Raw genomic sequence first — 11,219 nt, 5'->3', positions numbered from 1 at the left:
AGCATATTGCCGACAAGGGTGACGAGGTCGTCGTACCCCTTCACCCGTGCCTTCAGTATTGAATAGCCGTTCTCGCCATTCTGATACGTAATCCGTTCTATGACTGCCCGCAGCTTCATAATGATATTACAAATATAGCCATGTTTTTCCAAACGACAAAGAGAAAGCGGGAAACCTTTGGTAGTTATCCAATTAATTCTGCTTCACACGTTCCACCTTCCTTGTCCTAACTACAAGCGGAACGGTCTCTACAAAGACATTACTGGTGCTCAAGCCCATGGCCTTCGGAGCACTCTGCTTGAGATGATGTACAAGATTATAGATGGTCATGATGAAACGGGCCTTGGGAGTAAACACATTGAATTCTGCATATACTCGTTTGATAAACACGAAGATGAAGTTTCCCGCCACATGATGGCGACGCAACGAGTCGTAGCCACTCACAAGCGCAAAGCTGCCTTTCTCCACCTGATCCTCGATGACTTGACGGAGATAGAGGTTGACATAAGGCTGCACGCGGAATCCTAAGTGAAGGTTGATGCGGTAAAGCGTACCCGGTATCAGTTCATAGAAGTCGTAGCTGCGTTCATTGGGTGTGTCCTCATAATCCGTGTGCAGCAAGATATAGTGGTCGGCGCGCATGGGATGTTTGTTGATAATGGAGTACAGCACCTTCTGTTCCACATCGTACTTGCCACCGAACCGACTCATATAAACGACATTGGTAGCAAACTTAGAGATTGACGTGTCAGCCTTGATATCCGACAATATATCATAGTACTTCCGGATGTCGCGGTGCTCCACAAAGGTGTTTCTGATCTTGTCGGCATTGTACCACACATACATCACAAGACAGATGGTTCCAGCTAATAGCATCGTCACCCAACCGCCATGCATGAATTTGGCCAGGTTGGCCACGAAGAAGATACTCTCCAAAACCACGAAAAAACTGATGACGAGAATCACGATACTCCGTTGCATCTTGCCTTGCTTGAGATAGCAACCTAAGAGCAAGGTGGTCATCAGCATTGTCACCGTGATAGCCAGTCCGTAGGCTGCCTCCATATTACTGGAAGTCTGGAAAAACAAGATGACGACGATGCACAGTACGTAAAGGCTGACATTAATAAACGGTATATACAACTGCCCTTTGATATCGGTAGGATATTTAATGCGCTGCCGTGGCCAGAAATGGAGATTCATGGCCTCACTAAAGATAGTAAACGACCCACTGATAAGCGCCTGACTGGCCACGATGGCTGCTATGGTGGCCATCGTTATGCCCACGGGTAGAAAGGCATGCGGCATAATGGCGTAGAAAGGATTCGTGCCCGTCGTCAGCTGGTCGGCGTGGGAAATGATCCAAGCTCCCTGACCGAGATAATTGCAGATGAGCATTGTCTTGACAAAGGCCCAGCTCACCCGGATATTTTGCTTACCGCAATGGCCCAAATCGGAATAGAGAGCCTCAGCACCTGTTGTACAAAGAAACACAGCACCCAAAATGAGGAACCGTTCCGGACTGGTAGTCAACAGACGGATGGCATACCAGGGATTAAAAGCCTTGAGGATCACCCAACTGTCACCCATATGTGTCAGTCCCAGTATGCCAAGCATCGAGAACCACAATAGCATCAACGGACCGAAAAGTTTGCCGATGGCACTGGTACCATACTGCTGGATAAAGAACAGCACCGTAAGGATGGCAATGGCAATAGGGATGACGGGGGTGGAAGGCTCATAAGCGCGCAGCCCCTCTATGGCTGACAAAACGGTAATGGAAGGTGTGATGACTCCGTCGGCAACGAGTGTGCTTGCTCCGATGATGGCAAGGAGATAGAGCCATGCACTGCCATGCTTCCTCACCAAGGCATAGAGTGCCAGGATGCCACCCTCTCCGTTGTTGTCTGCTCGCAGTGCCAGCACAACGTATTTTAATGTTGTCTGAATAGTGAGCGTCCAAATGATGCACGACACTGCACCAATAATGTAGTCGGTGGTAATAACAGGAGTGGCACCGATGATTGCTCTCATGACATAGAGCGGTGACGTTCCAATGTCGCCATAAACGATGCCTAAAGTCACTAACAGACCCATCACGCTGAGCCGATGGGCCATACTTCCCGAAGGAATTGTTTTTGAAGTCATATATGTTATCCTAAATCATATCTGCCTGCAATATTACAAAATGTCTATGACATTGTATTGCTCAACGCGATATTATTTAGAATAATTAACATCTATCACGCCACCATTTTGCCTTCTTTATAAAATACTTAATAACACAAGCTATGACGTGTGCGCATAAAATGCCAGCAGCAAACAGACCAACCATTCCAAGCCACGTATTAGCGAAGGTTGATGCCATAAAGCCAACGGCAACAACTAAAATAACCGACCATCCTTCAAATCGACTGTGCCGACTACCATATCCGTATGCATGGCAGCAGCCGTTTCTCGGAAGGCGGCTCCTGCGACGACGTGGTGAGTGTCATCAAGCGATTCGGGATCGTGCCGGAAGAGGCGATGACAAGACCGGGAGCGATGGTAGGCGACAGTCTCGCCAATTTCAACGAGTTCTTCCCTGCCTTGGAAGCGTATGTCAACAACCAGATAATGAAGCAAGGATACGATGATGTGATAGCTGTCGGTAAGAGGATGGTTGAGTTCTTCTTTTATCCGCACAAGCAAACACTCGTGCGTATCGGTATTGATGTTGAAATCTACACCACATTCCGTTTTGCTGAAAGGAACTTGTGTAAGTTCTTGGGGGGTGACTCTCTAATTTCATGTAACAAATGTACGAATAATTAATGATTTATCAAAATGGTAGAATATATATTATTAATGGTAGAATGTGTCTTTGTTTTATGCACTACCTTTGCACCGTAATCAAAACAAATAGAAATATGACAGAAATACTCATTAAAACGAAAGAGGTGCGTGGCATCATGACCAAGTCCAACCTCCCTGTTGGTGGCTATTCGGTGAATCCATACGTGGGTTGCACCCATGCTTGCAAGTATTGTTACGCATCATTCATGAAGCGCTTCACAGGACATAAAGAAGAATGGGGCACTTTCTTAGACGTGAAGCATTGGCCTGCAATCGAGAATCCGAAGAAATATGCCGGACAACGGGTGGTTATTGGATCAGTGACCGATGGGTATAATCCCGAAGAAGCAACGTTCCGCAGGACACGTAAACTGCTTGAAGAGCTCAAAGACAGCGATGCAGAAATACTCATTTGTACAAAGAGCGACCTCGTGTTGCGCGACCTTGACCTGCTCCGGCAAATGAAGAAAGTCACCGTATCGTGGTCAATCAACACGCTTGATGAGACATTTCGTGCCGACATGGACAAGGCCGTAAGCATAGAGCGGCGCATCGCAGCCATGCGAAAGTTCTACGAGGCGGGCATCCGAACCATTTGTTTTGTGTCGCCCATCTTCCCTGGCATTACCGATTTCAAGGCTATTTTCCATGAAGTGAAAGACATTTGCGACCTCTTTTGGCTTGAGAACCTCAATCTGCGGGGTGGTTTTAAGGCCAACATTATGGATTATATCAAATCGCACTATCCTCATTTGTTCCCACTTTATGAAGAAATCTATTTGCATAAAGACCGAACATATTGGAAGCAATTGGAGCATGAGGCCGCGAAAATGGCACAGGAGGCTCAATGCAAGTATGTGGATAATGAATTGCCTTACGAACGAAGTCCCAAAGGACATCCCTCGATAGTGAATTATCTTTATCACGAAGAAATCAGAGGGTCGGGAAATACGGGTAAAAGGAATGTTATGTAATAAAACAGATGCGTATCTCTACTGTTGTACTTCCTTGATGTCTATACCGATATGGCTTTCTTTCTCCCTGATGAGCATATCCAATCTTTCGATGAGCCTGCATCGTGCCTGCACATTGCCTTGAAACAGTTCCTTTACATCGGTTGCATCAAATGGCTGTCCTTTGGCAATCAACGACAGATAGGCAGATTGAATGGAAAGTAACAGGTTCTCCAACCTTCCGTTAATCTCCACCGCCTCACGGCTCTTGCCGTCCATCCTGCTCTCACGGGGATTCCACAAATCGGGATTGCAGGAAAGTTTACAACTGAACTGCGCAATACTTCTTCCAAGTGTTATCCGCCAGTAGTCAGACATTTATGCTACCATCAATGCCTCCAAGAAGAAGCGAACCCATTTTTCATAGGTTCCGGAGATTTCCACCGATGCCAGACCGGTGAAATATGGGAACTGGCGCAAGTGGAAGACTCGTGGAAGATTGACGGCAGCTCCCTTGAGAATACCGCGCTCATTGAGGAAGAGCAGTGTGAGCAATTGTCCCACGCGCCCGTTACCGTCAATGAACGGATGGATAACCTCAAACTGGTAATGGATGAGTGCCGCTTTAATAAGCGGATGCACATCGTCATCAGCATTGATGTATTGTTCAAGGTCATAGAAAGCCTTGAGCATGTCATCGGGTGCCGGTGGAATGAAAGGTGCCGACTCGAGGGTGTCGTGCTCATCTCCCATCCAGATAGGGGACGTACGAAACTCTCCCGGGTATTTCTTCTCGTTATGCTCACCCTGCATCGCTACCCAATGAAGGTCTTTGAGCAGTCGGCCTGAGAGGGGTAACCGTTCAAGACAGTCGATGCCGTAGCGGATAGCCCGTACCATGTTCTGCTGGTCAATGTCGCGCTTTTTTTTCTCGGTCCCGTCACCTAACGACAGCAGGACCATCGGCGGAACGTTCCACTCGAGACGCACGGAAGACTCCGCAATCTCTTCCATCATCTCCTTACCTTCCGCATCTTTTGCCTTGAGATGTTCCAAAGCTTTGTCAGCGAGGGCAAGAAGCGCAGGCTCCTGTCCGTTGTGCCCCTTATCTTCAACGTTGATGACGATATGCTGAAGAGGCTGTGGCACGAACGACTCGTAAGCCGTTCCTCCACGGCCATTCTTATGATAGTACCCGCTGCGCGGATCGGTAATCCTTTTCATGTTGATAGTTCCTTCAATGTTTTACTGATGTCACCTGCCAGTCCAATGCTCCGGTCGGCAATATGCTGAGGAATAAACAAATCCTGTGCCAGATTGAGCGTGACATATCTCCAACCAGCCTGCTGTGCTATAAGTTGCATGAGTGGCGCTTTGATCATCCTATTACGGCTGCCAATGCCCAATTCCAATACGACAAGATTGCTGTTGGCATATTGCCGGATGAAAGTCTGCAGCTCCTCTGACTTGTCATCGATCTCTCCAGTCCTTTCAAACGTACCTTCTATCTCAAAGACCTTGTCAGCATCGAAACCGGAGAGTTCGAGATGAGTGTCGGCATTAGAAGTGATGATAAAATAAGGTTTGCCGTTAACGATGCGGCGCAGATCCGTCATCACTTCCGAAGGTTCGTAATTATCAATCCAGACTTGCCTTAGTCGCTTAAAGAATGTTTCTCTGTCGCTCTCTGACGGATAGGAATAAAAACATCCTTCAAGGACATTGCGGATGCCGAACCTTTGCTGGAAGTCGGCAAACAGTTGCCGGAACCGCTCGTCATTGGCGAAGATGTCATAGCCTTCAGCGATAGACAAGCCATTGCTGGCCCCTATGAGGAGGGCGTCAGCCTGGCTGATCCAGTCCTTGGCTTCTGTGATCTTGTTTTCCATACGTAGTTTACTTTCCGAGATCCTGTCTTATTTCTTTCAACACTTTGGCGATATCGCCCACGATGACCTGGCCCTTGTCCTCTATCTGTTCCGGCAGGAAGTCATACTTATTGTTCACCGACAGATACTTAGCGTGCGGGAAAGCGAGGGTGAGGTTCCAGAAGGGTTCCTGGATAAACATCGGCGTGATTCTTCCCACGCCAAGCTCCAGGAAGAGGATTTTCTTGTCGGCATGCTGCTCGATCCAGTCGGAGACCTTCTGATACTGCTCCTGATACTTCTTTCCTTCCAGAAAGTTGCCGTAGCCACGTACCCAGGGGAAAGCCTCGGCACCACAGTGGGGGCAACGGGGAATCAGCTCGTCGGGCACAGCCGTCTTGTCCTCGCCCAACGACTCAATCATTTTCTTGACGGGTTCCACGGCATCCCATACCTCATCAGTACACTGACGGGAACACTGGAAGAAACGATGGTCGCCTTGTATCTCGGCCACCTTATCCTCGGGATAGAGCTTCATGAACTGTGTGTCCTGATTCGTTGTTAAGACGAAAAAGTCCTTGCCTTTGAGAATGGTGTCGAGATCCTTGTAAGGCTCACGTACGGGAGCTGTCTGAGTGGTATAGAGAAATGTAGCTAAGAACGCCCATTTCTCATTGGGTGTGTCCCAGTGGCGGAAGCTGCCCTCAAAAGCATTCTTGACACCATACTTCTTGGCAAAGCGACCGAAAGCCTGATAGAAGGAGGGCGTATCACTGTAGTAGAAGTCACCGCCACCGGCTGCTGACAGTCCGGAAGCTCCGCCGACAAGGATGGCGTCCGCCTCACTGATGGCCTTTGCAGCTTGACGAATCTGTTCCTCCCACGCCGGCTTGGCCTTATGACTCATCTGATAAGGTGTACCGCCCTGCTGATAGAGTTGATAATACATAGAGTAGTTCTGCTGGGTCTGTGTGACCCAATTCTCATAGAATGTCATTGTCTTTTTCCTTTCGTTATGCGTTACCTCAACGGGAATTGGTTCCCCGTCTGATTTCTGGTGCAAAGGTATGGTGATTCTGTCAACTCATCGCTACCAAAAAAATCAGCAGAAATATCAAAATGAAAAGCATGAGCTTGCATGTCTCATTTTGTTTCGTTATCTTTGTACTCAAATAAAGGTCAGGCCTATGATGAAAGTAAATAGTACGAAGGAACTCGGTACCTTCTCGGATGTGAAAGCCAATCAACTGGCACTGATGCACTACACGAAGACAGCGTGTGGTGTAGACTTCCTCCTCAATACCGCGGACAGTACGGAGAAGGCACCGTGGTTTTATTTAGAGAAGCGGTATATGACCGACTTCTTCGAGTTCTACTTCTTTAGAAAGGCGGAGGGATACATGCTTCTTAATGGTGAGCGGATTGATCTCCATGATGGCATGCTGCTCATCATCTCACCTTATCAGCAGCAAGAGTGGCATACGGGGAAGGGTACGCCGGAATATACCTTTTTGATCTTTCAGGAAGAGTTTATTGCCAACTTTCTCCGCGACCAGTACTTCATGTACCGGTTGCTCTATTGCTACCAAAATGACAAGCCGACGTATTTCGATATGACAGAGGAAGAGGCTCAGCCATTTCTCAACTTATTGAAAGATATGAAAGTGGAACTGCGGAATCCTGTTGCTGACAGCTATCAGATGATCCTGGCTTTCCTTTATGAGTTTCTCTTGAAGTTGAACCGTCTCTATGCCCGCCGCTTCAACCTCCCATTCGCTCCGCCGCAGAACAACTATGCCTATCAGTACAAGCAACTCTTGGAGCGGCATATCACCGAGTCGAACCGCGTCAATGACTATGCCGATATGATGCATCTGAGTCGTGTGACACTCAATCAGTATGTTCAAAGGCAGTTTGGCGTCAGTGCCAGTCATCTGCTGAAACAGCGGTTGCTTCAGGAGGTGAAGCAACGCCTGCTGTTTACAGATGATTCCATCAAGGAAATAGCCTTCCAGCTTCATTTCTCGGAGCCTAATCATCTCGCCCGATTCTTCAAGGAACAGACCGGAAAGACGTTGACGGAGTTTCTCAAAGAGATGAAGCCACAGGGATAGAAAAAGGGATGATCATGGAATATCCGGTGCGGCCCTTGTGGCCGTCCGCCGTTTTTCGCCGGATGAGGGCGCAAATGCCATGCGGGCGGAACATAATAAATTATGTCCCTACATAACGGATCATGATCAATCATGTCCCTACGTGGGGGTGCTCACGCTAGCCTAAAAATGACCCCCTTGCGCTAATTGAAAAATGACCCCCTTGAAGATCACCAGAGATCGACAACGTAGGGGGTGCCTCGGGTCAGCGCAAAATATCTTACACAAATACCCGATACACTGCCTTGCTATTATTAACTTTGCAGTCTATAATCACAGAGACTGCGCAACAATGATATCAGTGTATCGTAAGAAAGAAATTCTAAATTATCACATCGTCTATGGCTATGGTGCCAAGAAGATCAGGACAGAGATGCTCAAGGCTGGTAAAAAGCCGGCTTCTCGTGGTGTAATCCGTCGCTTTATCAACACCTACGAGCACATCCTTAAGACGCAGGGATTGAAAGCTGCCGATTCCTATTATTCAAAGGAGGAAGAGTTCCATACACCTCAGAGAGAACGTACAAAGTTGGACGCCAAAGCTCGCCAGTACATTGAGGACTGCCTTGAGGAAAACAAGAGGAAGATAGCAGAGGGCAACCGTAAGCAATGTATGGATCTTCAGCGTGTTTGGGAGATACTGTGTAAGGATATGGGCTATACGTTCTGCTACTCAACAGTTACTGCCTATGCCCGCTCATACGTATCAAGACAGGTACCGAAGAAGAGCAAGGAATGCTATATCCGCCAGTACCATCCTGCCGGTGAGGAGTGTCAGTTTGACTGGGGCGATGTAAAACTGAAGATAGGCAGCAGGGCGGTAACTGTCCGCATGGCCGTGTTTACGCTTCCGCACAGCAATTACCGTAAGGCCTATCTGTTCATCCGCGAGCATACGCTGGCCTTCAAAGAGTCACACCGCGACTACTTCCATGATATTGGTCGTATTCCTCAGCGTATGGTCTATGACAACATGAAGGTAGCAGTAAAGTCCTTCGTTGGAACGGAGAAGGAGCCAACAGAGGCTCTTCTGGATCTGTCCAGTTTCTACGGCTTCGAGTACAGGTTCTGCAACGCCCGCAGCGGTAATGAGAAGGGTAATGTGGAAGAGTCGGTAAAAGTAGTCCGCAAGGAGGTATTCTCCGTGTGTGATAAGTTCTCCTCGCTTCAGGATGCTCAAGAGTATCTAAACAAGGGCTGTGAGCGTCTGAACGGAAAAGGAAAAAGCCTTGCCACGGAAGACATTGTCCGTCTGGCAGAAGAGGATTTTGCCGCTATGAAACCTTGGAAAGACGATATTGCCTGCTTCATGCTGGAGGAACGCCAGGTAGACAAGTACGGAGTCATCACTGTGGAGAAGTTATTCTACTCTGTGCCGGACAGCCTTGTGGGAAAGACGGTACATGTGCGCATTTATACTAACAAGATCGAAGTCATCCACAACGGTCAGGTCGTAGCTGAGCACGACAAAACAGGGAGAGGAGAATGGCATATACTCCTTGAACATTATCTGCACACGCTAAGCTACAAACCTGGCGCCCTGAAGAACGCGGAAGCGCTCAGACAGGCGCCGGAGGGCATCAGAAGAGTCTTCTTTGGATGCTTCCTCAACGCCCCCAGGGACTTTATCGAGCTGCTGTTCTTCGCCAAGGGAAAGGGCATTGTCTATAATGATATCGTAGAGGCGTATGACAGCTTAAAGAGAAGCCATGTCAGCAACATAGACCTCCGGCTGATAAAGGACAAACTTCTGCCTCAGGAGGAGAAGTCTTCTGCCGTCATTATACAAATGAGCCAGTCGTCTGAGGAGATAGAGCTGCAGGCGGAAAAGGGCCTTAAAACCCTAACCGGTATTATGAATCTTCAAGCTACAACTTATGGCACAAAATGAGAAAGAACTGATGAGTGTCTCAGCACTGACCAGAGAGTTGCATATGAGAACTGTCAGAAACCTCTATGACCAGTATCTGGAACAGGCCAAGGCAGAGGGATGGGATTACGAGAAGTTCCTCCGCTCTCTGCTACAGGCAGAGTATGAGCAGAGGCTACAGAACAGCCAGCAGAAAAGGCTGAAGACGGCAGGCTTCCCACAGTATAAATATCTGGAAGACCTTGACCGCAATGAACTGCCGAAAGGCGTCAAGCCCAGACTCTCAGAACTCGAGAGCCTTGACTTCGTGCGGCAGGGACATAATGTAGTGCTCTATGGTAATCCGGGAACGGGAAAGACCCATTTAGCCATCGGCCTTGGCATAGAGGCTTGTAAGAATCGTATGAGCGTCATGTTTACGTCAGTTCCACACCTTATCACACAGATCAAGGAATGCCGGTCACAGCGTACATTGCACGCACTAGAGACACGCTTTAAGCGTTATGATCTTGTCATCTGCGATGAGTTCGGATATATGGCATGCGACAAAGAAGGAGGTGAGCTGCTCTTTAATCACCTCTCGCTCAGAACGGATACAAAGTCCACTATTATCACTACAAATCTATCCTTCGACAGATGGGGAGAGATCATCAAGGACAAGATCCTCGTAAATGCTCTTGTGGACCGCTTGACTCATAATGCATATCTGATCAATATGAATGGGGAGTCATACCGACTAAAAGAAACGAAAAAGTTTAATCAAAAATTACTTCAAAAAGATGAAAAATAAAAAGAATTTATTACCTTTGCAGCCGTGACCTGAAAGGGGGTCACTTTTATATTAGCAAAGGGGTCACTTCTTAATTAGCGCATGCATCAATAGATACCAGCAAAGCCAGTGGATTTGGTTGGTTGCTATGGTTACAGGATCTATGCTGTTGCTCGAATGTGCTTATCACGGAATAGACTGCTTGATACACGGCAAACATTTAGGGGTGTTGGGGTCATTGTACTATATGGTTGTCATTGCCATAATCGATTGGTATCTTTATAATAGCTTAGATTCATTATTAAATACATTTTTTGCATGAAAAAAATGATAAAAACAAAGTCAACGACAACATCGAAAGCCTTGAGTCTGGCACCGTTGTCAAGTTACGTATTAGGAGAACTTAAAAGTATTATTTATCTGTGCAGTGCCATTAGAGGAAATGTGCAAGTTCAAGATAGAAGTGCAATCGGAGTTGAGGAATATATTGAAAAAATATATACCATAAAACACCGAGGGGACTGGGGGCGAGAAGCCCCCAAGATATCTTGTACTTGATATAGGTTAAGAAAACTGGCAATGACAGATAAAAAGAAAAAGGGGAGAACGCTTTCTCCCCAAAATCAAATATATTTGCATTGCTTATGTACAAACATTTGACTTCAGAGCAAAGGTACGCAATTTCTATGTTGCTTGCAAACAATTCCAAGAAAAAAGATATAGCAGCTGCTATAAAAGTCAGTCCGTCAACCATTACCAGAGAGCTGAAAC

Annotated in this window: 10 protein-coding genes and 1 pseudogene; 6 read left to right on the top strand and 5 right to left on the bottom strand. The window is 47.2% G+C overall.

All coding sequences use genetic code 11. From position 1 onward, the window contains the following. Positions 1 to 192: 192 nt before the first annotated feature. Positions 193 to 2,148 (bottom strand): KUP/HAK/KT family potassium transporter, encoded by a 1,956-nt coding sequence (locus G604_RS0112210; protein ID WP_028910803.1) that lies wholly within the window; start codon positions 2,146 to 2,148, stop codon positions 193 to 195. A gap of 288 nt (positions 2,149 to 2,436) precedes the next feature. Between G604_RS0112210 and G604_RS15735 the strand changes: the two genes are divergently transcribed. Together G604_RS15735 and G604_RS0112200 are read left to right on the top strand one after the other, a co-directional pair. Beyond that, entirely contained in the window at positions 2,437 to 2,814 is a 378-nt protein-coding gene (locus G604_RS15735) for a hypothetical protein (protein ID WP_028910802.1), read from the top strand. A gap of 95 nt (positions 2,815 to 2,909) precedes the next feature. Next, entirely contained in the window at positions 2,910 to 3,809 is a 900-nt protein-coding gene (locus G604_RS0112200) for a radical SAM mobile pair protein B (protein ID WP_028910801.1), read from the top strand. 30 nt (positions 3,810 to 3,839) lie between these two features. Here the strand turns inward: G604_RS0112200 and G604_RS0112195 are convergent. The 4 genes and pseudogenes from G604_RS0112195 to G604_RS0112180 all read right to left on the bottom strand — a co-directional run. Beyond that, positions 3,840 to 4,151, bottom strand: a pseudogene (locus G604_RS0112195) (Arm DNA-binding domain-containing protein); the annotation flags it as partial. 15 nt (positions 4,152 to 4,166) lie between these two features. Further along, positions 4,167 to 5,012 (bottom strand): Fic family protein, encoded by an 846-nt coding sequence (locus G604_RS0112190; RefSeq protein ID WP_028910799.1) that lies wholly within the window; start codon positions 5,010 to 5,012, stop codon positions 4,167 to 4,169. Next, on the bottom strand, positions 5,009 to 5,677 hold the full coding sequence (locus G604_RS0112185) for a hypothetical protein (RefSeq protein WP_028910798.1): 669 nt from the start codon (positions 5,675 to 5,677) through the stop codon (positions 5,009 to 5,011). The genes G604_RS0112190 and G604_RS0112185 overlap by 4 nt, the downstream gene beginning before the upstream one ends. A 7-nt stretch (positions 5,678 to 5,684) precedes the next feature. After that, the gene (locus G604_RS0112180) at positions 5,685 to 6,653 is read right to left on the bottom strand and encodes an NAD-dependent protein deacetylase (RefSeq protein ID WP_028910797.1); all 969 of its coding nucleotides are present in this window, start codon (positions 6,651 to 6,653) and stop codon (positions 5,685 to 5,687) included. Between the two features lie 190 nt (positions 6,654 to 6,843). On the opposite strand from G604_RS0112180, the gene G604_RS0112175 reads away from it, so the two are divergent. The 4 genes from G604_RS0112175 to G604_RS15645 form a co-directional block, all read left to right on the top strand. Beyond that, on the top strand, positions 6,844 to 7,770 hold the full coding sequence (locus G604_RS0112175) for a helix-turn-helix domain-containing protein (RefSeq protein WP_231376162.1): 927 nt from the start codon (positions 6,844 to 6,846) through the stop codon (positions 7,768 to 7,770). A gap of 331 nt (positions 7,771 to 8,101) precedes the next feature. Further along, on the top strand, positions 8,102 to 9,700 hold the full coding sequence (gene istA / locus G604_RS14455) for an IS21 family transposase (protein ID WP_196801138.1): 1,599 nt from the start codon (positions 8,102 to 8,104) through the stop codon (positions 9,698 to 9,700). Then, positions 9,687 to 10,469 (top strand): IS21-like element helper ATPase IstB, encoded by a 783-nt coding sequence (gene istB, locus G604_RS0112165; RefSeq protein WP_028910795.1) that lies wholly within the window; start codon positions 9,687 to 9,689, stop codon positions 10,467 to 10,469. The genes istA and istB overlap by 14 nt, the downstream gene beginning before the upstream one ends. 623 nt (positions 10,470 to 11,092) lie before the next feature. Further along, positions 11,093 to 11,219, top strand: a 127-nt coding sequence (locus tag G604_RS15645) for a helix-turn-helix domain-containing protein (protein WP_155941952.1), incomplete at its 3' end; no start/stop codon positions are given.

The organism is Prevotella sp. AGR2160, from assembly GCF_000424185.1.
Lineage (GTDB): Bacteria > Bacteroidota > Bacteroidia > Bacteroidales > Bacteroidaceae > Prevotella.
This window is presented reverse-complemented; position numbering and strand designations above follow the sequence as displayed.

Bases quoted from the DNA above. Each gene is read 5' to 3' on its own strand.
- G604_RS0112210 (WP_028910803.1), bottom strand. From the start codon at position 2,148: ATGACTTCAAAAACAATTCCTTCGGGAAGTATGGCCCATCGGCTCAGC.
- G604_RS15735 (WP_028910802.1), top strand. From the start codon at position 2,437: ATGCATGGCAGCAGCCGTTTCTCGGAAGGCGGCTCCTGCGACGACGTG.
- G604_RS0112200 (WP_028910801.1), top strand. From the start codon at position 2,910: ATGACAGAAATACTCATTAAAACGAAAGAGGTGCGTGGCATCATGACC.
- G604_RS0112190 (WP_028910799.1), bottom strand. From the start codon at position 5,012: ATGAAAAGGATTACCGATCCGCGCAGCGGGTACTATCATAAGAATGGC.
- G604_RS0112185 (WP_028910798.1), bottom strand. From the start codon at position 5,677: ATGGAAAACAAGATCACAGAAGCCAAGGACTGGATCAGCCAGGCTGAC.
- G604_RS0112180 (WP_028910797.1), bottom strand. From the start codon at position 6,653: ATGACATTCTATGAGAATTGGGTCACACAGACCCAGCAGAACTACTCT.
- G604_RS0112175 (WP_231376162.1), top strand. From the start codon at position 6,844: ATGATGAAAGTAAATAGTACGAAGGAACTCGGTACCTTCTCGGATGTG.
- istA (WP_196801138.1), top strand. From the start codon at position 8,102: ATGATATCAGTGTATCGTAAGAAAGAAATTCTAAATTATCACATCGTC.
- istB (WP_028910795.1), top strand. From the start codon at position 9,687: ATGGCACAAAATGAGAAAGAACTGATGAGTGTCTCAGCACTGACCAGA.